General features: G+C 57.1%; 21 protein-coding genes and 1 tRNA gene. 8 read left to right on the top strand and 14 right to left on the bottom strand.

Going from position 1 to position 21,319, the window contains the following annotated elements:
- Positions 1–357 precede the first annotated feature (357 nt).
- Complete coding sequence (locus tag WC370_10700) at positions 358–546, top strand: hypothetical protein (protein ID MFA5309934.1); 189 nt, start codon at positions 358–360, stop codon at positions 544–546.
- Positions 547–582: 36 nt separating this feature from the next.
- Entirely contained in the window at positions 583–726 is a 144-nt protein-coding gene (locus WC370_10695) for a hypothetical protein (protein ID MFA5309933.1), read from the top strand.
- 85 nt (positions 727–811) lie between these two features.
- Here WC370_10695 and WC370_10690 read toward each other — a convergent pair whose 3' ends face one another.
- From WC370_10690 to cysE, 8 genes are all read right to left on the bottom strand, one after another.
- Positions 812–1,084: a MoaD/ThiS family protein gene (locus WC370_10690; protein MFA5309932.1), complete on the bottom strand. Its 273-nt coding sequence runs from the start codon at positions 1,082–1,084 to the stop codon at positions 812–814.
- Positions 1,084–1,836, bottom strand: a complete 753-nt coding sequence (locus tag WC370_10685; GenBank protein ID MFA5309931.1) for a HesA/MoeB/ThiF family protein — start codon at positions 1,834–1,836, stop codon at positions 1,084–1,086. Before WC370_10685 ends, WC370_10690 begins: the two co-directional genes overlap by 1 nt.
- Before the next feature lie 71 nt (positions 1,837–1,907).
- Positions 1,908–2,810: a quinolinate synthase NadA gene (gene nadA / locus WC370_10680; protein ID MFA5309930.1), complete on the bottom strand. Its 903-nt coding sequence runs from the start codon at positions 2,808–2,810 to the stop codon at positions 1,908–1,910.
- 29 nt (positions 2,811–2,839) lie between these two features.
- Positions 2,840–3,592, bottom strand: coding sequence for a formate dehydrogenase accessory sulfurtransferase FdhD (locus tag WC370_10675; GenBank protein MFA5309929.1), 753 nt, complete (start codon positions 3,590–3,592; stop codon positions 2,840–2,842).
- A 207-nt stretch (positions 3,593–3,799) separates the two neighbouring features.
- Positions 3,800–4,237 carry an MOSC domain-containing protein gene (locus WC370_10670; protein MFA5309928.1) on the bottom strand — a complete coding sequence of 146 codons (438 nt, stop codon included), beginning with the start codon at positions 4,235–4,237 and terminating at the stop codon, positions 3,800–3,802.
- A gap of 2 nt (positions 4,238–4,239) precedes the next feature.
- On the bottom strand, positions 4,240–5,283 hold the full coding sequence (gene mnmA, locus WC370_10665; protein MFA5309927.1) for a tRNA 2-thiouridine(34) synthase MnmA: 1,044 nt from the start codon (positions 5,281–5,283) through the stop codon (positions 4,240–4,242).
- A gap of 5 nt (positions 5,284–5,288) precedes the next feature.
- On the bottom strand, positions 5,289–6,065 hold the full coding sequence (locus WC370_10660) for a sulfide-dependent adenosine diphosphate thiazole synthase (GenBank protein ID MFA5309926.1): 777 nt from the start codon (positions 6,063–6,065) through the stop codon (positions 5,289–5,291).
- Between the two features lie 31 nt (positions 6,066–6,096).
- Entirely contained in the window at positions 6,097–6,813 is a 717-nt protein-coding gene (gene cysE, locus WC370_10655; protein MFA5309925.1) for a serine O-acetyltransferase, read from the bottom strand.
- A 334-nt stretch (positions 6,814–7,147) separates the two neighbouring features.
- Between cysE and selA the strand changes: the two genes are divergently transcribed.
- From selA to WC370_10630, 5 genes are all read left to right on the top strand, one after another.
- Positions 7,148–8,512, top strand: a complete 1,365-nt coding sequence (gene selA, locus WC370_10650; protein MFA5309924.1) for an L-seryl-tRNA(Sec) selenium transferase — start codon at positions 7,148–7,150, stop codon at positions 8,510–8,512.
- 312 nt (positions 8,513–8,824) lie between these two features.
- Positions 8,825–10,000: a phosphoribosylaminoimidazolecarboxamide formyltransferase gene (locus WC370_10645; GenBank protein MFA5309923.1), complete on the top strand. Its 1,176-nt coding sequence runs from the start codon at positions 8,825–8,827 to the stop codon at positions 9,998–10,000.
- Positions 10,001–10,289: 289 nt separating this feature from the next.
- Positions 10,290–12,140, top strand: coding sequence for a selenocysteine-specific translation elongation factor (gene selB / locus WC370_10640; protein ID MFA5309922.1), 1,851 nt, complete (start codon positions 10,290–10,292; stop codon positions 12,138–12,140).
- Between the two features lie 91 nt (positions 12,141–12,231).
- Entirely contained in the window at positions 12,232–13,329 is a 1,098-nt protein-coding gene (locus WC370_10635; protein MFA5309921.1) for a mechanosensitive ion channel family protein, read from the top strand.
- A 26-nt stretch (positions 13,330–13,355) separates the two neighbouring features.
- Complete coding sequence (locus tag WC370_10630) at positions 13,356–13,820, top strand: universal stress protein (protein ID MFA5309920.1); 465 nt, start codon at positions 13,356–13,358, stop codon at positions 13,818–13,820.
- Here the strand turns inward: WC370_10630 and WC370_10625 are convergent.
- Both WC370_10625 and WC370_10620 read right to left on the bottom strand, forming a co-directional pair.
- Positions 13,817–14,296 carry a CBS domain-containing protein gene (locus WC370_10625; protein MFA5309919.1) on the bottom strand — a complete coding sequence of 160 codons (480 nt, stop codon included), beginning with the start codon at positions 14,294–14,296 and terminating at the stop codon, positions 13,817–13,819. The genes WC370_10630 and WC370_10625 overlap by 4 nt on opposite strands.
- An 84-nt stretch (positions 14,297–14,380) precedes the next feature.
- Entirely contained in the window at positions 14,381–15,916 is a 1,536-nt protein-coding gene (locus WC370_10620; GenBank protein MFA5309918.1) for a hypothetical protein, read from the bottom strand.
- A 327-nt stretch (positions 15,917–16,243) separates the two neighbouring features.
- Between WC370_10620 and WC370_10615 the strand changes: the two genes are divergently transcribed.
- The gene (locus WC370_10615; protein MFA5309917.1) at positions 16,244–17,719 is read left to right on the top strand and encodes a CorA family divalent cation transporter; all 1,476 of its coding nucleotides are present in this window, start codon (positions 16,244–16,246) and stop codon (positions 17,717–17,719) included.
- Positions 17,720–17,753: 34 nt separating this feature from the next.
- On the opposite strand, the gene WC370_10610 is transcribed toward WC370_10615, so the two are convergent.
- The 4 genes from WC370_10610 to hypE all read right to left on the bottom strand — a co-directional run bounded on the left by WC370_10610 (position 17,754) and on the right by hypE (position 20,899).
- Positions 17,754–17,850 (bottom strand) — tRNA-Sec (locus WC370_10610).
- A gap of 173 nt (positions 17,851–18,023) precedes the next feature.
- Entirely contained in the window at positions 18,024–18,869 is an 846-nt protein-coding gene (locus WC370_10605; GenBank protein MFA5309916.1) for an SDR family oxidoreductase, read from the bottom strand.
- Positions 18,870–18,999: 130 nt separating this feature from the next.
- On the bottom strand, positions 19,000–19,491 hold the full coding sequence (locus tag WC370_10600; protein ID MFA5309915.1) for a HyaD/HybD family hydrogenase maturation endopeptidase: 492 nt from the start codon (positions 19,489–19,491) through the stop codon (positions 19,000–19,002).
- Between the two features lie 400 nt (positions 19,492–19,891).
- Positions 19,892–20,899 (bottom strand): hydrogenase expression/formation protein HypE, encoded by a 1,008-nt coding sequence (gene hypE / locus WC370_10595; protein ID MFA5309914.1) that lies wholly within the window; start codon positions 20,897–20,899, stop codon positions 19,892–19,894.
- Positions 20,900–21,319: the final 420 nt, after the last annotated feature.

Here is a 21,319-nt window from a genome sequence, read left to right as displayed (position 1 = left end):
ATTGAAAGCGATAAGAAAGTAAGCTAAACTGTACCTTAGTCCGGCGTCCCCAGGGGGTGGCCGGTTTGCCCGAACACCCGGCCGATTTCATCCCGAACAAGCGGCCGATTTCACCGAAATACGCAATCATCTTACAAAACGGGATTGTATAATGCAATAACCCTGAAATAGTTTTCCTGTCCTGTTAAAACAACATTAGCAAAGACCTCCCGCGGATTCGCCCCTCCGCCGACTTTTGATTTTATAAAAACGTAATTATTTACCGTTCTCTGTATTATCTTTGTTATTCCGCGTTTGCTACAATTGAGGTAATGGCATTTTGGATACCGGGTCAAATGATGGCGATGGAGGGTTGAGATGGAGAAGGGAAAAAGCAATAGCCAGGAAGATACCTGCACGGTCAAGGAAGTAGACGGCAAGTACTTTTGCACGGCCTGTAAGGCGGAAGTCAAGGCGGAATACGGCCATGAAGCCTACTGCCCGGAGTGCAACAAACGGGTGGACTGGATCAAGATTTACGCTGAAACACACCGCTTGTATCCTTAGTAGCCGGATAACATAATATTAACCAGGAGGGCCATAGTGGCTAAGGAAGAAAAGAACCATAAGCACAAGAAACCCATCAAGGTGGGAGATAAATATATTTGCCCCCATTGCAGCGCGGAAGTGCCCATGAGGCAGCCCTGCCCCACCTGTAAGCTGGATATTGACTGGACCAAGATTTAGGACGGTTAACGGTAATCGATAGGGGAAAAGGGGAGGGGTAACTGTTAACTGTTTACTATTAACTGTTAACTGTCTACTTACTCCCTTATCCCCCTTGGATTCTAAAGACCACGTTCAGCTTGTCGCCGGGATTTAGCGGCCTGGTCATATCTTTGGGATAGACGCTCTGTCCGTTGATATAAAAATCATAGGATGGCATCAGGTTGCCGTCTTTGTCCAGGAGCATCTTTTTAAGTTTGGGGTACTGCCGGACGAGGTCGTGCAGGCATTCGCGGACGGTCTTGCCTTCAACTTTCATGTTTAAAACGTTGCCCGTGTACCGGCCGAATATGGAAGATATCTCTGCGTCTACGCTCATTATCTCTTCACCTGCCTGGATTTTTCCCCGCATACCTCGCAGTCCGGGTCGCGGTTGATTTTAAACTCGCTGAATTTCATCAGCAAACCGTCATAGTTCAGCAGCCGGTCGGTCAGTAGCTCCCCCAGCCCCGTGAAATACTTGATAACCTCGGTAGCCTGGATGCAGCCGATTACCCCCGGCGTTACCCCGATGACGGGGAACTTTTCTTTGGGGACGGCGGCGCCGTGGTAAAGGCAGTTGAGACAGGCCGTCTTGCCCGGCAGCACCGTCATCGCCCGACCCTCGAAGCCGTAGACGGCGCCGTGGAAGAAGGGGATGCCTTTGGCTGCGGCCGTTTTGTTCAACAGGTAGCGCGTGGGCAGGTTGTCCATCGCGTCCACGATGGCGTCCGCGTCTCCCACCAGCCGCATCACGTTGGCTTCGCTAATCGTCTCGGCGATGGTCTCTATTTTAATGCCGGAGTTGAGCTTGCCCAGCCTGGCGGCGGCGGAGTCCGCCTTGCGCTGGCCGACGCTCTCTTCCCCATGCAGCACCTGGCGGTTCAGGTTGCTCAGCTCCACCGTGTCATGGTCGGCGACGCGCAGGGTGCCGATGCCGGCGGCGGCCAGGTAAATAGCCGCCGGAGAGCCCAGCCCCCCCGCCCCGGCCAGGAACACTTTAGCTTTCTTCAGCTTCGCCTGTCCCTCCTGGCCGAATCCGTAAATCAATATCTGGCGGTCGTATCTCTGGAGGTCCTTTTGGGTAAGCATTTGGCATCCCCCCCGGTTAAAAAGTGAAAACTCCAGGCGCGTAACCGCAACCGGTAGCTGGCAACTAATTTCTACCCTATTTCCAGCATCCGGTTGACGGCGGCCAGGGCTTTAACCCGGATTTCCTCCGGCACGGTTATCTGCGGCCGCATCGTCTCCAGGCACTCCGCTACCTTTTCCATGGTGATTTTCTTCATGTTGGGGCATATCGCTTTGGCGGAAGCCGGGATGAATTGCTTGCCCGGATTCTCTTTACGCAGGCGGTGCAGTATTTCAATCTCCGTCCCCACTATCAGCTCTTTAACGTCCGGCCGCGCCGCGTAGCGTATCATGCCGCTGGTGCTCAGGGCTTCGTCGGCCAGGGCGATAACCTCCCCCCGGCACTCCGGGTGCACCACCACCTTGGCGTTGGGGTGCTCCAGCTTGCGCTGCCTGATGTCCTCCGGCATGATATTGGCGTGGGTGGGGCAGAAGCCGGGCCACAGCGTCATTTTCTTGCCGGTCTTGGCCGCGATGAACGCGCCCAGGTACTGGTCCGGGACGAATAAAATCTCCTCGGCGTTAATGCTCTGTACCAGCCGCACGCCGTTGGCGGAGGTGCAGCAGTAGTCGGACTCCGCTTTGACGGCGGCGGAGGAGTTGATATAGGTTACCACCGTGGCGTTGGGCAGCTCTTTCTTTTTCGCCCTTAGCTGGGCCGCGGTTATCATGTTGGCCATGGGGCAGCCGGCGCCGGCGTCCGGCAGCAGCACCGTTTTTTCCGGGCTGAGGATGGAGGCCGTTTCCGCCATGAAGTGTACCCCGCAGAAAACTATCACCGCGGCGTCCGTTTTGGCCGCTTGCTGGCTCAGTTCCAGGGAATCGCCGGTGAAATCCGCTATGTCCTGTACCTCTGCGCGCTGGTAGTTATGGGCCAGGATAACGGCGTGGCGCTCCTTTTTCAGCTTTTGAATCTGTTCTATGGCGTTTTTCATCTTAGCTTATTTTACATTATAACGCGGCATCATTTATAGAGCACCCGCTCCGCGCCGCAGTAGATTTTCATGACGGACTCTTGGAAAACGCGCACGTTCATGTCCGTATTCAGCTTGGAGCCGGCCTCCCGCACGAAGCCGATGACCGTCACGCCGTACTTTCTGGCGATAGCCACCCCCTGGTCCGTCACGGCCGCTTTGGTGGCCACGATGGGGATGCCGGCGCGGCAGATTTTATTGACCATTTCCAGCGCCATGCGCCCGGTGGAGGCCGCCAGGCATTCGGACAGGGGCACGCCCTGGAGGATGGCGGCGCCGATTACTTTATCCAGGGCATGGTGCCGCCCGATGTCCTCCGCGATGCAGACCGCCTCTTTGCCGTGTAGGAAAAGCCCGGCGGAGTGGACGCCCTCCGTTTCCGCGAAGACGGGGGATTTCAGTACCGCGCGCACGCAGTTGAAAACGTCCTCTTTGTCCGCGTTAAGGGTGGACTCTATTACGGACGGGGGGCGCGGTTTATACACGCGCCCCAGGGTAACGTCCGCGATGTGGTTCTTGATGACCAGCGACTTTATATCTTCGGCGCGGCGGATTACCCCCTGCACGTACAGGTGGCCGGTAACCCACTCTTTTTGCTGCTTGTCCAGGAACATCACGGAGGTATAGTGCTTCCCGTTGATGCGCACCGTCAGCGGCGACTCCCGGATAACGTTCTCGGACACGAGCGTTTTACCGCTGTTCAGCCGGGTAAGCTCTACTTTTTTCAGGATTTTGTTATTCATGTTTTATTTCAAATTTCCCTCTCCCTCGATGGGAGAGGCCAGAGCCCGCCCCGTGCCCTGTCCCGTACTTTACGGGATTGATACGGGGTAAAGGTGAAAATCTGTGCAATATTGTTAGTTATTCTCCCTCTCTGTCAACGGAGAGGGAGATACAGAGGGTGAGGTTTATTATCCTCCGCCCCCCTTTTCCCCTTCCCCTCCAATATATTATCCCACCGTTTTAATCGTATCCCCCGGCCGCACCCGCCCGCCGTGTATCACCTTGGTGAAAACGCCTTCCCGCGGCATCACGCAGTCGCCTACCTGCTGGCGGATGGCGCAGTCGGCGTGGCACTCCTTGCCGATTTGCGTCAGCTCCAGCACCACCTCCTGCCCGATGTTGAAGCGTGTGCCGATGGGCAGGGACGGGAGGTCGATGTCTTTGGTCGTTATGTTCTCGGCGAAGTCGCCGTAGTCCAGGGTAAAGCCTCTATTCCTCATCTTGTCGATGCTCTCTACCGCCAGCAGGCTTACCTGGCGGTGGGTGGTATCGTCCGCGTGGGCGTCCCCCACTACCCCGAACCCCTTTTTGATTTCTATTGCCTCCACCGGGGTCTTTTTCTCGCCTTTTTTGGCGCTGGTGCAAACGGCTAATACTGATGCCATATTTACCTTCCTTGCCGGCTTATCGTGCCCCCGCCGTTGACCCGGTCGCCGTCGTAAAACACCACCGACTGCCCCGGGGCGACCGCCATCTGCGGCGCGGAAAACTTTACATAAACACTGTCATTCCCCCGCGGCGTAACCACCGCTTCCGCCTCCGGGTGGCGGTAGCGCACCCGCGCTTTAATCTCTAGGGGGAAAGCGGGCGGGTCGCCGCTTATCCAGTTGAGGTTGTCCGCCGTTAAAGCGTCGGCATACGTCTGCGCCTTTTCCCCCACGATTACCGCGTTCCTCTCCGGCGCGATGGCCGTGACGTAAAGCGGCTCCGCCGCGGCGATGCCCAGCCCTTTGCGCTGCCCCACCGTGAAATAGCGCAGGCCGCGGTGCCGCCCCACCACCTTTTCCCCGCTGTCTATAATCGGCCCCGGCCTGGCCGGGGAGGGGTCGTAATTATCCAGGAAAGCGGCGTAATCGTCGCCGGGGATAAAGCAAATTTCCTGGCTCTCCGGCCGGGCGGCGGCGGGCAGGTCCAAATCTATAGCTATTTGCTTTACCTCCTGCTTGGTCAGCCCGCCCAGGGGAAAGAGGGTGAAGCCGAGCTGTTCCTGGGTGAGCCGGTAGAGAAAATAGGACTGGTCTTTCCGCGGGTCCAGCCCCTTCTTTAAAATGCGTTGGCCGGTAATTTTGTCCGTTTCTATGCGGGCGTAATGGCCGGTGGCTAAAAAGTCCGCCCCGAGCTCCCGCGCCTTTTCCCCCAGCCTCCCGAACTTAAATAGCCGGTTGCAGCGCACGCAGGGATTGGGCGTGCGGCCGCGCCGGTACTCCGCGCAGAAATCGGCGATGATTTCCCGGCTGAATTCCTCCCGCAGGTCGAAGACATAATGCGGGATGCCCAGCTTGTCCGCCGTCCGGCGGGCATCGTCCGCGGCGCTTGGCGCGGTCTCCGGCGGCGCGTAAAGCTGTAAGGTCGCCCCGATTACCTCGTGGCCTTCCCGCTTAAGTAGCGCGGCCGCCACCGCGGAGTCCACGCCGCCGCTCATGGCTGCCACTATTTTCAACCCAGTTTCTCCAGGACTATCCTGGCGGCCGCTTCTCCGGAAAGGAACATGGAGCCGAAGGTCGGCCCCATGCGCGGCAGCCCGTAAACGGCGCCCACCGCCATGCCGGTGACAATCAGTCCCGGGAAGCACTCGCCGGTATTTTCCACGATGACGTCTTCGGATTTATCTATCCAGAGCGGCCCCTCGCCCTTGGTCTTTATCATGCCTCGCTGCTCCAGCTTTTTCACCACTGTGGCGTCATGCCCGGTGGCGTCTATCACGAAGGGCGCTTCGATAGCTACCGGGTCGAGCGCCGCCACCTGCCGCGGCAGGGAGGCAATCGGCGACCAGTTGATGACCGCCCCGCACACTTTTCCTTCCTTCACCACCAGGTCTTCCAGCATGGTCATGTTCATGACTTTTACCCCGGCGGCGCAGGCGGCCGTAATCAGGGCGGCGCAGGCGTGGGGGGCATCGCAGACCGCCAGACCTTTGCTGACGACTTTATAAGGCACGCCCAGCTCTTCCAAAACCCTCTCGCCGGGGTGGCGGACGGTGACTTTAGGCATCAGGTAGCCGCCGCTCCAGAACCCGCCCCCCAGGTAGTTGTTCCGCTCCACTATCACCACTTTTTTACCGGCCCGGGCGATGTCCCGCCCGGCTATCAGCCCGCTGGGCCCGGCGCCGATGATGATGCAGTCGCTCTCGACGTATTCGTTGAACTCCCTGGCGAACTCGGTGACGATAGCTCGCGTGATGGCTTTTTCCCCCACGGGACTGAACTTGACCATGTTTTTCGCTCCTCTTTACTTAATCTGTTATCTAAATGCCTTCGCTCTGCTCGAAGTCTTTTTCTATTTCCTCAATCTTTTCCTTGAGCCCGTTTTGCGGCGTCAGCAGTCCGCAGGTCTCCTCCAGCTTTTTGAGTCGCTCCTGGAAGCTCTGCTGGTCTTTGAACATAACCCTTATCGCCTCGGCCAGCGGGTCGGTCAGCCTGGCGTGCTCCAGGTCCATGGCCGGTTTTTCCTCTTTCACCACCACCCGCCCCGGAATGCCCACCACCGTGACCCCCGGCGGGACTGACCTTATCACCACCGAGCTGGCGCCGATGCGCGCCCCGTCGCCGATGGTTATCGCCCCCAGCGCGATGGAGCCGGTGCCCATCTCCACCCCGTTGCCCAGCGTGGGGTGGCGCTTCTTTTTCTCCATGGACGTGCCGCCCAGCACCACACCCTGGTAGAGCAGGACGTCGTCGCCGATTTCCGAGGTCTCCCCGATAACCACCCCGGAACCGTGGTCGATGAAGCAGCGCCGCCCGATTTTCGCCCCCGGGTGGATTTCAATGCCGGTAAAAAACCGCGCCGTGTTGGAGAAAAACCGGGCGAACAGCTTTAGCCGGTGGTTCCAGAGAAAGTGGTTGACGCGGTGCGCCCAGACGGCGTGCAGGCCGGAGTAGCACAGGAGGACTTCCAGCGTGCTGCGCGCGGCCGGGTCTTTGACGAATACCGTTTTAATATCTTCCCTGATGGTTTTGAACACTATGCCGTTTCCTTTTTTTATCCCGGGAAGGGGATTGGACTCGTTCTAGCTCCAATTATACCCTATTTACGCCGAGGGTAAAGCGATGTCGATTGTGTTACATTATAGCTAGCGCTCATGGTTAGCTTGTTTGCCCTCCGAATCCGCTCATGGTGAGCCTGTCGAACCATGAGGCCCTCGAAAGTCTCCGGGTGAGTGGATATTTTTTATTGCCGGTTGCCCGAAAGATTTCGCGCTATATTGTTGACTGGTATGGTAAACAATTCCATTTTCCCATTTACGGTATTTTCTGTCAACTTTGAAGTATGCCCTTTTATTGTGTAGAATGAAGTCGATGGAGAAGGATTTCCGCCGCTTGCCGGGCGTGGACAAACTCCTCGCCGATGCCAGGGTCAGCGCTTTCGCTGATACCTACCCGCCGGACGTGCTGGTGGGCGTTATCCGCCGGGAGCTGGCCGCCGCGCGGCAGGCTATCGCGGACGGTAAACCCTCCCCCTCCCCGGATGATATCGCGGCGGCGGTGGCGGCGCGGCTGTCCGCTTTAGTAAAACCCGGCCCCCGCCGCCTGATCAACGCCTCCGGCGTGATACTGCATACCAACCTGGGGCGGGCGCCGCTCAGCCCTGCGGCCTTGGCCGCCATGGCGGAGGCAAGCTGCGGCTACTCCACCCTGGAATATGATATGGCCGCCGGTAGCCGCGGCTCGCGGCATGTCCACGTGGAGGATCTGCTCTGTCAGCTCACCGGGGCGGCGGCGGCGCTGGCCGTGAACAATAACGCCGCGGCGGTGCTATTGGGGCTTACCGCCCTGGCCCGGCGTAAAGAGGTCATCGTTTCCCGCGGTCAGGCGGTGGAAATCGGCGGGGGGTTCCGCATTCCGGATGTCATGAAGCAGAGCGGGGCCAAGCTGGTGGAGGTGGGGACGACCAACCGCACTTATGCCGCGGACTTCGAGCAGGCGGTTAACGCCGGGACGGCGGCCCTGATGCGCGTCCATTCGTCTAATTTCCGGCTGGTGGGCTTTACCAGCGAGGTTACGCTGGAAGAGCTGGTGGCTATCGCTAAAAAACACGGTCTTCTTGTCTTTGACGACCTCGGCAGCGGCTGCCTGCTGGATACTTCCGCTTACGGGCTGGCGCCGGAGCCGATGGTGCAGCAGAGCGTTAAGGCCGGCGTGACGCTTACCTTTTTCTCCGGTGATAAGCTGGTGGGTGGCCCCCAGGCGGGCATCATCGTCGGGGAAAAACAGTATATTGATAAATTGAAGAAACACCCGCTGGCCCGGGCGATGCGCCTGGACAAGACCCGCCTGGCCGCTTTGGCCGCTACCCTCATCCATTATCTCAAGGGGGAAGCGGCGCAAAAAGTCCCGGTGTGGCGCATGATTGCCGCCGGGCCGGAAGAAATAGCACAGAGGGCCGGGCTATGGGCGGCGGCTTTAGGGGGTGGGGCGGTGGTAATATCCGGGGAGACGATGGTGGGCGGGGGCAGCCTGCCCGGCGGCATCTTGCCCACTACCCTGGTGGCTTTAGGGGGCAATAGCAAAAAAGTGCAGTCGTTGGTGCAAAAGCTGCGCCTCGGCGAAGTGCCGGTCATCGGCCGGGTGGAAAAAGACCGCCTTTTATTGGACCCCCGCACCGTGCTCCCGGAAGAAGACGAAATTATATTACAGGCCTTAAGGGGAGTGGGGGAGGAATAAAATTTCATTTTATAAGATGCGGTACAATATAGACGGACTACATAAAACAATAACTGATTCAATTCCTTCAATCGCCCCTCTCTGTCAACGGAGAGGGAAGGGGGAGAGGTGAGGTGGTATTAAATCCAAAAGCTTGGAATAAAGAAGACCGGACTACATAAAACAATACTGGCCTCAACCCCATCAATCGCCCCTCTCTGTCGACGGAGAGGGAAGGGGGAGAGGTAAGAAAAGGGGTGGGGCGGCGGAGTTTTTTAGAGTTTAGAGTTTAGGATTTAGAGCTTAATATATCATATAGGAGAGTAAATTCACATGAGCGACAATGAAATCATCTTGCGTTACGGCTTCAACCCCCACCAGAAACCCGCCCGGATTTATACCAAAAAGGGTAAGCTGCCCTTCCGTATCGTCAACGGCGCGCCGGGCTATATCAATATGCTGGACGCCCTCAACTCCTGGCAGCTGGTGCGGGAGCTGAAGCAGGTGCTCAAGATGCCGGCGGCGGCCTCTTTCAAGCACGTCAGTCCGGCCGGCGCGGCGGTGGCCGTGCCCCTTACCGATACTTTGAAGAAAGCCTACTTCGTGGACGATATGGAGTCCTCCCCGCTGATGGACGCCTATGCCCGGGCGCGGGGCGCGGACAGGGTGTCGTCTTACGGCGACTTCGCGGCTTTGAGCGATGTCGTGGACGCCCCTACGGCCCGGTTGATCAGCCGTGAGGTGTCCGATGGCGTTATCGCCCCCGGCTACAGTAAGGAAGCGCTGGAAATCCTCAAGTCCAAGAAGGGCGGCAAGTATCTGCTCGTCGAGATGGATACGGACTACACGCCGGAGGACACGGAAACCCGCGAGGTCTTCGGCATCCAGTTGGAGCAGAAACGCAATAACGCCGTGGCTACCGCGGACATTTTAAAGAACGTCGTCACCGGCAAGAAAGACTTCCCGGACGGCGCCGTGCGCGACCTTATTGTCTGCACCGCCGCCATCAAGTATACCCAGTCCAACACCATCGGCTTTGCCCTGGACGGCCAGACGGTAGGGGTAGGGGCGGGGCAGCAGTCCCGCATCCACTGCACCCGCCTGGCGGCGGAAAAGGCTGACCGCTGGTTCCTGCGGCAGCACCCCACGGTTCTTGACATAAAGTTCAAGCAGGGCGTGGCCCGCGCCGAAAAGAACAACGCTATCGACCTCTATTTGCAGGAGCGGCTCAATAGCTTTGAAAAGGCCAACCTGGATGCGGCCATGGTCAAAGTCCCCCCGCAGCTTACCTGGGAGCAGAAACACGATTGGCTTAGCCAGCGCCAGGGCGTCTCGTTATCGTCCGACGGCATGATTCCTTTTCGTGATACCATCGACCGCGCTTACGAAAGCGGCGTGACCTATATCGTCCAGCCGGGCGGTTCCATTCGTGATGAGGAGGTTATCAAAGCCTGTGACGACTACGGCATGGTCATGGCCTACTCCGGCATCAGGTTCTTCCATCATTAAATAAGATTTGTCCTTACGGGGAGCGCTCATGGTGAGCTTGTCGAACCATAGCGGCATGGCAATATTTATGATAAACTTCGCCCAATGTAGGAGATTGCCGCGCTGCCGGGACTCTACCGTAAAATATATACCGTCATTCTGAGCGAAGCGAAGAATCTCGGGGTGGGGAGAACATGGATTCTGACTTACGTCAGAATGACAACATAAAATTGGCGGACTAAACAGCTACGTTTAGAGTTTAGGATTTAGAGCTTAAAATTTGGGGGGAAAAGGGGAAAGGGGCCAGAAGATGTTCGTTCTCGGCACGGCCGGCCATATCGACCACGGTAAATCGCTGCTGGTGCAGGCGCTTACCGGCATTGACCCGGACCGCCTCCGGGAGGAGAAGGAGCGCGGCATGACCATCGAGCTGGGCTTCGCCTGGCTCAAGACTCCCTCCGGCCGGGAAGTGGGTATCGTGGACGTGCCCGGCCACGAGCGCTTTGTGAAGAACATGCTGGCTGGGGTGGGGGGCATAGACCTGGCTTTGCTTATCATCGCCGCCAATGAGGGTGTCATGCCCCAGACCCGGGAGCACCTCGCCATCCTGGACATTATCGGGGTGAAAAGGGGTGTGGTGGCCGTCACCAAGAAAGACCTGGTGGATGAAGACCTGCTGGCCCTGGTGCGCATGGAGGTGGAAGAGCTTATCGCCCCCACCACCATCGCCGGCGCCCCCGTCGTGGCCGTGTCCTCGCTCACCGGCGACGGTCTGCCGGAGCTTTTAAACGCTATTGATAAACAGTTGGACGACGCCGAGCCCCGTAAAGACACCGGGCGCCCCCGCCTGCCTATCGACCGTATTTTTACTATTGCCGGCGCCGGCACCGTGGTCACCGGCACGCTGATAGACGGCACACTTTCCGTGGGGCAGGAGGTGGAGATTGTCCCCTCCGGCCTCAAGTCCCGCATCCGCGGCCTCCAGACACACAAGGAAAAGGAGACCGCCGCCGCTCCCGGCAGCCGGGTGGCCGCCAATCTGGTGGGCATCAACACCGCTGATTTGCAGCGCGGGGATGTCGTTACCCGCCCCGGCTGGCTCAAGCCCACCGGCCTCGTTACCGTTGATTTAAAGCTGATTTCTTACCTGCGGCGCCCGCTGGCGCACGGCACGGAGGTCAGCTTTCATACCCTAGCGGCGGAAACTATGGCTAAAGTCCGCCTGCTGGAGGGGGAAGAGCTGAAGCCCGGCGACTCCACCTGGGCGCAGTTTACCCTGGCAAAACCGCTGGCGATTATCAAAGGCGACCGCTATATCATCCGCTCCCCCATGGAAACGCTGGGGGGTGGCGGCATCGTGGACGCGCGCGCAAAACGCCTCCGCCGCTTCCGCCCGGAGATAATAGAGAACCTTAAGACCAGGGCGGGCGGCACCAGTGAGGAGGTTATCGCCGCGCTGCTGGAGACCCGCCAGCCCCTGGAGTTCGCCGCGCTGGCCGCCCAGTGCAACCTGGAAGCCGCTGTGGCCGCCGCCGCCATCGCGTCGCTCATTGAAGATGGCCGCGTTGTCGCCCTGGGCGATGGTGAGCGCCGCCTCCTTTTCACCGGCGCTGGCTGGCAGGGCCTGGCGGCCAAAGCTGAAGGGGCGCTGGCGGACTATCACAAGAAATTCCCGGCCCGCTCCGGCATGCCCAAGGCGGAGCTGGGCACGCGCCTCAAGCTGGGGAGCAATATCAACCTGGCGCTGGAAAATTTTATCCGGGCGGGCACTCTGGTTGAAGAAGGCGGCTATTTGCGTCAGCCGTCGCACCGGGTGGTGATATCCCCGGCCCAGCAGGCCAAAATGGACGCCTTCCTGAAAGCGCTGGCGGCCAGCCCCTATTCCCCGCCCGCTGACCTGGTACCGGAGCCGGACCTGGTCAACCTGCTCGTGGAGCAGGGCAAAGTGGTTAAAGTCAGTGATGCCATCATCTTCGCCGCGGCGGCTTACCGGGAGATGCTGGCCCAAATAACCGCCCGTATCCGGGAGAACGGTAAAATCACTCTGGGCGAGGTGCGGGACATGTTCGGCACCAGCCGCAAGTACGCGCAGGCATTGCTGGAATACCTTGACCGGGAAAAAGTAACCAGGCGCACCGGCGACGATAGAGTCCTTTACTAGCTGTCTTTTTCGCCTGTTATTCCCTCCGGTTGCATCCGTCCGTAATGTTTGTAGTATAATGTTTTTATTCCGGTAAAGGAGAAAGTCCATCATGTGGAGCTGGTACCTTGATAACAGCCTGTGGGTGCTGATAATATCGGCGGTGGTGGTGATAGTGCTCCTGATATTCGGTGAAAGAATCAGGAACGCTTTCGTGGGGAAGGTAAAGGAAAAGAAAAGGGAGGCGGCTTCCCGCCGGATAGGTGTTATTTTCTGGTCGCTGGAAGGCCTTCTGGCGGCGATAATGGTGATGTCTTTGATTACCATGCTGATGTCGCGTAACGGTTCCGCCCCGATAGTTTCCGTGGCGGACATTAAAAAATGGATACTGGACCACGGTGTTCCCATCATCATTATCCTGGTGGTGGGCATCGTGCTCTGGGCGTCCCTGAAAAAGTTCCTGCCGCCGCTGGTGAACAACGTCATGGCGCGTCCGGTGCAGGGGGAAAGCCGGGAAGGGCGTAAGAGAAGGGGAAATACCCTGGTGCGGCTGTTCGTGGGGCTGGGCCGGGTTATCATCGGTCTGATGGTAGTCCTCATGGTGCTATCGGAGTTGAACATATCCGTAGGCCCTATTCTGGCCGGCTTCGGTATCGTGGGTGTGGCGGTGGGTTTCGGGGCGCAATATTTAATCAGAGACCTGATAGCCGGCGTCTTTATTTTGCTGGAAAACCAGTATCGCGTGGGGGATGTGGTCAATGTGGCGGGTACGTCCGGGCTGGTGGAGGAAATCAACCTGAGGAAGACGGTGCTGCGGGATCTGGACGGCATTGTCCACCACGTGCCCAACGGGGAAATCAGGGTGGCCAGCAACTACTCGCGGCACTTCTCTCGGGTCAATTTGAATATCTCGGTCGCCTATAAGACGGACCTTGATTTTGCCATCAAGGTAATCAACCACGTCTGCCGGGAAGTGGCGGAAGAAGAGAAATGGAAAAAGGTCTTTAAGTCCGTGCCCTCCGTCCTCCGGGTGGATAATCTGGGCGATTCCGGTATAGAAATCAAGATTACGGCTGACGTGCAGCCTCTGGAGCAGTGGAACGCTACCGGCGAGCTGCGGCTGCGCTTGAAAAATGCCTTCGATAAAGAGGGCATCGAGATACCCTTCCCGCATACCACGGTGTTCTTTGGCAATAAACCGGGCGATTGATTACTCTAGAGCAAAGAGGGCGATGTATGTACACGAAGATTCTGGTGCTGCTGGACGGCTCGGAGCCGGCGGAAAAAGCGCTGCCTTACGTGGACTGGTTTGTCAAAGTCTCCAAGGTCAATGAAATAGTTTTCCTGCGTGTCGTCGAGCCCCTGCACATGCCCCGCGGCATGGAAACCGCTGTGATGCCCGGTGACCGCCAGCGCATTGAGGAAGACGCCGTCAAACTGGCTTCGGAATACCTCGACAAAGTCTCCAGCGGCTACGCGGCCAAAAAGCTGAAAGTAACCTCGGTGGTGCTGGTGGGGAACCCCGTCAAGGTTATCGCCGGATATGTCGCCAAGAGTGACGTGGACCTTATCATCATGGCCACTCATGGCTACTCCGGCATTCACCGCTGGGTGAGGGGCGGCGCCGCTGACGAGATTATCGAAGCCGCCCATGCCCCCATCTTCCTGGTCAGTCCCGGGGATAGGCTCCCGGAAGACTAGGTAAGGCTGGGCACTTTGACGCCGGGCTTTTTAGCTGGTTCGGCGGCGGAAACGGCCACGTATTCTTCTCGCGCTTCCGTCCTCACCGGGGTATTGCGTACCTGCTGTTCGATGACGTCTCTCAGGGACAGTATCCCCACGCAGCGCGTCCCCGCCATCACCGGCATGTGCCGGATGCCTTTTTCCGTCATCGTTTTAAGGACGATATCCAGCTTGTCTTCGGGGTCGGCGGTGAACACCTTGTAGGTCATGATGTCCTTTACCTGCGTCCTGGCGGTGTCCGTATTGCCCCGGTGCAGCCACCTGATGATATCGCGCTCGGAGATAATGCCCAGCAGCGTCCCTTTGAAGTCGCACACCGGCATCGCACCGATTTTGTTGTTGACGAGTTGCCTCAGGGTTTCGGAGATACTGGCGTGAGGTTTGATGGTGATTACTTCCCTGCCTTTAATCCTGGAAATGTCTTTGATTCTCACGATACATGTACCTCCTAGCCGTATATATTAATATCTTAGGCGCGGCGGGATGGTACTGTATGTGACAAAAGTTGCACCTGGGGATTATTCGGCGGTCTTGAAAATCAGGCAGATTTCATCATCGGTTTCCACGATTACTTCGTCGATGATGGGTACGTGGTTGAGGATATCGAGCAGCGGGAGCGGCTCTTTGATATCGAACAGCACGGATACTTCCTTCTCCGAGGCTGATTCCTGTATGTACTTGATGCCGGGTATGTGCATCAGGTACTTTTTCAGGTTTTTCAGGTACTGGTAGTCGAACGAGGCGGAGGCGGACTTCATTTCCAGGTGCCCGCTGAAGAGTCCGGTGCCGTTGTTTTTGTCTCCGGTGTGTTCGCCCAGCAGGCGCACGGACATGGCGGGGTTTTTGATGGGCTCTTTGCTGCGGGCGGTGGCGGTTTCCTCCGCTTTGGGGGCCTCTTTTTCCGGCGGGGCGGTCAGCAGCATCAGCTTGTTCTGGGTCTGGGAAATGGATTTAGCCAGCTCGCCGGTTTCCGACCGTAGTCTGGTCTCGAACTCGCTCATCGTATTCTTGGTGCGGTTAATGATTTCTTCCATCAGCCGCCCTATTTCCGTGCCTTCGGCCAGTATTTCCTGCATCAGGGCCGCGGACTTTTCCCGCGCCTCGGCCAGCATCTGTGCGGCCTGCTGGCGGCTTTCGGACGTGCATTTATCCGTGATTTCCCTGGTAACCAGTTCTCTTTCCTGTTTCAGTACGGCGGCCGCCTCGGCTTTTTCTTTTTCGGCGGACTGCCTGGCTTTGCCGACGATTTCTTCGGCTTCTTTCCGGGCGTCCTCCAGGATTTTGCTGACGTGCGACTGTGTTTTTTTCTTCGATTCTTTCTTGATGATATCTTCCGCCTCGGCGATGATGCGTTGCGCCTGGCGTTTGGCTTCTTTGATGATGACCTCGGACTCCTTGAGCAGCGGCGCCTGCGCTTTAGCGGCCGCCGGCGGCGTGTCCAGCCTGGCTATCGGCAGGGGGGAAACAGGGGTGGTATCTTTATCGTTTTCCAAAGGCGTATCCTGTTCGGCCACTGGCGCGGCTTCCTGCATGTCTTCCGATGGCAGGGAAATAATTTTGATTTCCGGTTTATCTTCCGGCGGCGCGGCTGGCGGCGCTTCCTGCTTGTCTTCCGCCAGCAGGGAAATAATCTTGATTTCTGGGTTCTTTTCCGGCGGCGCGGCCTGCGGCGCTTCTTGCTTGTCTTCCGCCAGCAGGGAAATAATCTTGATTTCCGGTTTATCTTCCTGCGGTGCGGCCTGCGGTGCTTGCTGTTTGTCTTCTACCGGCTGGGAAATAATCTTGATTTCCGGTTTCATTTCCTGCGGTGCGGCCTGCGGCGTTTTATGTTTTACCGCGTGGCGCGGCACGGCGCGCCCAATAGGGGATTTTGGCGCTTTCTCCAGGGTTACGGTTACGGCCTCCGCTGCCCCGGCGGACTCATGGTCGCCCTCCGGGCTTATGCCCTCATGGTTACGGCGGGTTATCTCATTTATCCTGGCGCGGTAATTATCGAAGATTCGCGTAAACTCGTCGTTGAGTACTTGAACGTCGTTCAACTGTTGTTTTGCCATGTTTATCGGTTCCCCAGCTCTAAATCGAGTGCTCTAAGGCTTGAAACAGACTCACTCATTTTTATTGTAGTCTCTCCGGGAGGCATATGATATAGCCTCTTCGTACCCCTTCAGTTTATGACTGGCCCGGTACTTTTGTCTTGAGGGGCAGCACCCAAATTAGTGGAAAATTCAGCCTGGGCGTAATGTGGTTTGTTGCGGCATAGCTTGCGGTTGCGCCGTGTAGTTCGGACCTGACGGAGTTTTATTTAATGCCGCCTGAAAAAGGATTATAATGACCTTGGACCCGATATTCTATATTCGGGATTACTTTTTTTAGAGGATAAAATGGATAACTCGCAGCGCGTTCCCGGAAAACCGGACGGCGGTGCTGGACAGGATAAACCGGACCGGAAACAATCCGTCAGAGATATGGTCAACCTTATATTGCCGGATAGCCTCATGATTTTTCTGGCTTTGATCATGGTGCCGGTGGTATTGCTTCCGCTTTTGGTGGACTTGCCCGGTTCTATTGACGTATCCTTGAATTTTATCGACTATATTATTCTGGGCATTTTTATTATCGAGTATCTTTTCAAGACCGTTTTCGCCCGGAACGTGCTGAAGCACATCTTCAACCCCTGGCATCTCCTCGACCTTCTTATTATCGCCGTGCCGCTGGTGAATTTGCTGCCGATGGTCTCCCTGAAATTCGGCAGTTCTTCCCTGATGCTGAGGTTGTTGCGTATCGTGAGGCTGCTGGCTATCGGCGGCCGGGCGGTGGACCGCAAAGTCCAGTTGGGCTCTCCGGCTGCTCAAGCGGCCGCGCCGGAAAATACTTCCCTGGAAATCAACGTCATGGACGGCCATCTGGAAAACAACTATCGGAACGTTCCCTTGAGCGACCTCAAGAAATACCTGGATAGCCCTTCCCATACTTGGGCGGATATTTCCTATATTTCGGAAGATGATTATGACCTGTTCAGCGATATCCTGGGAATTCCCAGAATCCTGCTGGAGAGCGAGCTTATTGACGAGTCCTACCCCCGCGCCGACTATTTTGAGCATTATGCTATGATTTTCGCCCGCATCGCTGATATGCAGTTTTCGCAGGAAGGCCCGGCTCGCCTGCTGGTCAACCGCAAGGGTCTCCTGGTCATCTGCCAGAAACAGAATGTCATTACCGTCTCCAAGAGCAAAACGGATTTATTCCGCCAGATAATCGAGAAAGCCAAGAAAATCCACAGCCCCCAGGAGCCGGTCGTCGTTACTATTCTCTACACTATTTTGAAATACCTGCTGGACCAGGACAAGCAAATCATCGCGGCGCTGGAGCGGGAGCTGATGATTCTGGAAAGCAGCCCCCTGAAAAACCGCCCCGCTGGGTTCCTGGAGACTACCTTTCACTTTAGAAAAGAGGTCGACCAGCTGGTGCCTTCGCTGCTGCATTTGAAAGAAATTATCGCCGTGATAACCTCCAAACGCGTGCCGCTGGAGGGGTTCGCTGAAAGACATGAGAAAATATTTGATATCCTGATGGATGAAGCCACCTATCTCCACGAGACAGCCGCCAATGTCCGCGATAATGTGCAGTCGCTCATTGATTTGTACATCAACACCACGTCCTTTGAGACCAACAAGGTAATGCGGGTCATCGCCGTAATTACCAGCCTGGGCATTATCCCCGCTTTGATGGGGCTGCTGGGGAGCAACGTTATCGGCAACCCCTGGAACATTCACCTCTGGCAGGTGTTCTCCATTGTTGGGATAGTGATGCTGGCGATGGGCTGGATATTTTACCGCCTGGGCTGGCTTAAAGGGTAGTGTGCCGCCCGGCCAACAGCTTGGAAAAAGTGCGTGGCGGGAGCGCATGGGAGTCGAACCCACCGGAGACATGTTCAATGCCCCCCAACGGATTTGAAGTCCGCGAAGCCCACCGGGACTCATCCGCTCCCGTACCTACTTAATATAAAACAAAGCCGCCCTTAAGTAAAATTATACCCCCTCCTTTTCCCCTCCCCCTCCGTGTTCTTTCATCTTTGATTGTTGATTTTTCCTTAACTCTTCCCCAAAAAGAAAGCCCCGGCGTTGACCGGGGCTCTCGTGTTTCACTGATTAATTCAGCGTGCTATTTCTTGGGCGGCGGGGGTCCGGGCATGCGCGGCGGATTAGCTACGAAAGCGTTAAACGCGTCCACGTCCCGGCCCTGCATTTTAAGCATCTGGCCCATGGTGGCGGGCGTGAAAATCAGGTACTGCTCCTTCTTCATCCCTTCCAGCAGCCCCAGGGCGCACTGCTCCGCGGTCAGGAAGGACGGCCCCCTGGTAATGGCGATGTCGTTATCGCGCAGCTCTTTCTTCTTCGCTTCGGAGCCCACGAACCTGGAATTGTAGCCTATTTCCGTGACGACGCCGCCGGGTATAAGGCAGGATACCTTGATGCCCTTGGGGCGGAGATAGGCGGAAAGGCAGTCGGAAAAACCGATAATCCCGGCCTTGGTGGTGATATAGGGGGTGTTCAGCATTTCCGCGCCGTAGGCCATCGCTTGTATGGAGGAAACGTTGACGATGTAGCCGCTCTTGCGTTCCAGGAAATGCGGCAGAAAGGCGTGCACGGTGCGGATATAGCCCATCATGTTGGTGTTGATGATGTACCGCCAGTCGTCCAGGCTGACGTCTTCCAGCGCGCCGCGGATGCCCACCCCGGCGTTGTTGATGAGGATATCGATGTTGCCGCAGGCCTGGAGTGTTTTGTCCTTCATGGCCGCGACGCTGGCGTCTTCGGCGCAGTCGCACTTGATGACCCAGGCCTTTTGCCCGAGGGCTTCGATTTCCTTTTTCACCGCTTCCAGGTTGGGCACGTTGCGGGATGCCAGGACGATATTCGCCCCCTCTTTGGCCAGCTCGATGGCTACGCTTTTGCCGATGCCCCCGGACGAGCCGGTGACGACGGCGGTTTTACCTTTAAAGTCCATAAGATTCTCCTTTCAGTATTAGGCAGAGATTTGCACTAATGCCATTAGTACAAGTATTATATCGGAAATAGTATCATTAGTAAAGTAATTTCCGCGTCGCGCCGGCCGGGACGCTTAACGGCGCTTTCGTTTAGCCGGTATTGATCTCTCTCAGGATGATTTCCACCAGCCGGGGCAGGGCTTCTTGCAGCCGCGGGGAGAGCTCCATGCCCCACCCTATCACCCCCGGCTCTATGCCGATTATCACCACCTCTTTGGGCTGGTTGCCGGTCATTTCCATCAGCTTTAAATTTTCCGCCACGCCCATTTCATGCGCGGAGGTCAGCGTCCCTTTGCCGGCGCTGATGTCCTCCGGCTTAAAGCGGTAAACGTCCCCCGGCTGGCCGCCGGCCCGGGCCGCGTCCACTATTATCATCTTGTCCCCGGATCGCGTGTAGGTAATCAGGTCCGGTGATGTGCCGCCGTCTACCAGCTGCACGTCCGGGGGGAGGTCTGTTTCCTGTAATGCCTGCACTGCGTGAATGCCGATTCCCTCGTCCTGCATCAGCAGGTTCCCCACCCCGATCACCACCACCCGCGGTAAATTTTCTTGTTCAGGGTTATTACCCGGGATTATCGGCATCTGCTTCTCCTTGATAATATGTCATTCCGGCGCAGGCGGCGTACCCCGCATGTTAATCGGGGCCGGAATCCATTTCCCGCTCCAGTATTCTTTGGGGTAATTCGTCCCCCTTGTTAAAGGGGGATGAGAGGAGGATTTTTACAACTCCTTATCCCCGCTCACCCTGAGTGAGCGACTTTGTCGCCATCCCGCACTGATTCATACCTCATCCGGTGTCCCGCATGACCATAGGGAATCGGGATATGACGCAGGAATCGGGACTTGTCGAAGGGTGAGCTCTACCCTTCCTGTCATGGCGAGACCTTCCCCGGCCGCTCTCGGGGAGGCGAAGCAATCTCATAAATTTCACTGGATCAGCCGGCGGCGTAATATAGTCGTTACTCTTCTCGTCATAATAATATCAGCAAATCCGCGGCAGCAGCTCGCCCACCGGCATATCGATAATGCGGCTGGCCCCCAGCGCCGTCTTCATTACTACCCGCCCCGGGTGCTCCGCTACCACCTCCCCGATTATCTCGGCGTCCTTGCCGTACTTATGGCACTTCATTTGCAGCAGGACCGTATCGGCATCTTCGGCCGGTACTACCGCCGCCAGCTTGCCCTCGTTGGCGATGTACAAAGGGTCCAGCCCCAGCAGCTCGCAGGCCGCCCGCACCGCTTTAGCCACCGGGATTTTATGCTCATCGATTATAATGCCCGCACCGGACTGTTCGGCGAAGTCGTTCAGCGTGGTGGCCAGCCCCCCGCGGGTGGGGTCGCGCATACAATGTATGTTGGGCGTGATCTCCAGCATCGCGGCGGTCAGCCCGTTCAGCGGCGCGCAGTCGGATGGCACCGGCGTCTGGAATTTCAGCCCCTCGCGCTTGCTCAGCACCGCGATGCCGTGGTCGCCGATGCTCCCGCTCAAAATTACTTTATCTCCGGGGCAGGCGTTGGCGGCGGAGATATTCACGCCGTCCGGTACCGTCCCCACCCCCGACGTATTAATGAAAAGCTTGTCCGCCCCGCCTTTTCCCACCACCTTGGTGTCCCCGGTAACTATTTTCACCCCCGCTTCCGCCACCGCCGCCGCGATGGACGCCACTACTTTCTGGAGGTCGGCTATCAGCAGCCCTTCCTCGATGATTAATGCCAGGCTTAAATAAAGCGGCTTGGCTCCGCTCATGGCCAGGTCGTTGACCGTGCCGCATACCGCCAGCCGCCCGATGTCCCCGCCCGGGAAAAAGAGGGGCTGGACGGTATAGGAGTCCGTGGTAAATGCCATCCGGCCGCTCACGCTAAAGACCGCCGCGTCCTCCAGCTTGTCCAGCAGGGGATTGGCGATGGCGGGCAAAAAGCTTTTAATGAGGTCGTGCATCAGCTTGCCGCCGCTGCCGTGCGCCAGCAGGACTCTATCTTCGTTCATCATGTGCTGAATGATTCCTTTCCCGCCATTCCCGCGCAGGCTTTAGTCCGAGTTTACCCGATGGCTGGAATCCACTCCTCGCCATCAACCATTTTGGGGTATTGACGTCCCTCCTTCTTAAGGAGGGATAAGAGGGATATTTATTATCCTCTTATCGGTTTCCTTTTCTAGCCTCTCCATTCCCGCGCAGGCTTTAGTCCGAGTTTACCCGATGGCTGGAATCCACTCCTCGCCATCAACCATTTTGGGGTATTGACGTCCCTCCTTTTTAAGGAGGGATAAGAGGGAGATTTATTATTGAAGTGACCCCCAAAAGCTAGACACTTTTATTATAGGGCAAAAAGGGCTTGTTGTCTGTGAATAGCAGGTGGCAAGCCCTTTAACTTTATCTTGATACGTCGGTTGTTGTAGTAGTCCATATAG

The organism is Dehalococcoidales bacterium (genome assembly GCA_041652735.1).
Taxonomy (GTDB): domain Bacteria; phylum Chloroflexota; class Dehalococcoidia; order Dehalococcoidales; family RBG-16-60-22; genus RBG-13-51-18.
Note: the sequence above shows the minus strand (reverse complement) of the source record. Positions and strands in the feature narration are given on the sequence as shown.

Coding starts and splice junctions, on each gene's coding strand:
- WC370_10700 (MFA5309934.1), top strand. CDS start 358: ATGGAGAAGGGAAAAAGCAATAGCCAGGAAGATACCTGCACGGTCAAG.
- WC370_10690 (MFA5309932.1), bottom strand. CDS start 1,084: ATGAGCGTAGACGCAGAGATATCTTCCATATTCGGCCGGTACACGGGC.
- WC370_10685 (MFA5309931.1), bottom strand. CDS start 1,836: ATGCTTACCCAAAAGGACCTCCAGAGATACGACCGCCAGATATTGATT.
- nadA (MFA5309930.1), bottom strand. CDS start 2,810: ATGAAAAACGCCATAGAACAGATTCAAAAGCTGAAAAAGGAGCGCCAC.
- WC370_10675 (MFA5309929.1), bottom strand. CDS start 3,592: ATGAATAACAAAATCCTGAAAAAAGTAGAGCTTACCCGGCTGAACAGC.
- WC370_10670 (MFA5309928.1), bottom strand. CDS start 4,237: ATGGCATCAGTATTAGCCGTTTGCACCAGCGCCAAAAAAGGCGAGAAA.
- WC370_10660 (MFA5309926.1), bottom strand. CDS start 6,065: ATGGTCAAGTTCAGTCCCGTGGGGGAAAAAGCCATCACGCGAGCTATC.
- selA (MFA5309924.1), top strand. CDS start 7,148: ATGGAGAAGGATTTCCGCCGCTTGCCGGGCGTGGACAAACTCCTCGCC.
- WC370_10645 (MFA5309923.1), top strand. CDS start 8,825: ATGAGCGACAATGAAATCATCTTGCGTTACGGCTTCAACCCCCACCAG.
- selB (MFA5309922.1), top strand. CDS start 10,290: ATGTTCGTTCTCGGCACGGCCGGCCATATCGACCACGGTAAATCGCTG.
- WC370_10635 (MFA5309921.1), top strand. CDS start 12,232: ATGTGGAGCTGGTACCTTGATAACAGCCTGTGGGTGCTGATAATATCG.
- WC370_10630 (MFA5309920.1), top strand. CDS start 13,356: ATGTACACGAAGATTCTGGTGCTGCTGGACGGCTCGGAGCCGGCGGAA.
- WC370_10620 (MFA5309918.1), bottom strand. CDS start 15,916: ATGGCAAAACAACAGTTGAACGACGTTCAAGTACTCAACGACGAGTTT.
- WC370_10615 (MFA5309917.1), top strand. CDS start 16,244: ATGGATAACTCGCAGCGCGTTCCCGGAAAACCGGACGGCGGTGCTGGA.
- WC370_10605 (MFA5309916.1), bottom strand. CDS start 18,869: ATGGACTTTAAAGGTAAAACCGCCGTCGTCACCGGCTCGTCCGGGGGC.
- WC370_10600 (MFA5309915.1), bottom strand. CDS start 19,491: ATGCCGATAATCCCGGGTAATAACCCTGAACAAGAAAATTTACCGCGG.
- hypE (MFA5309914.1), bottom strand. CDS start 20,899: ATGATGAACGAAGATAGAGTCCTGCTGGCGCACGGCAGCGGCGGCAAG.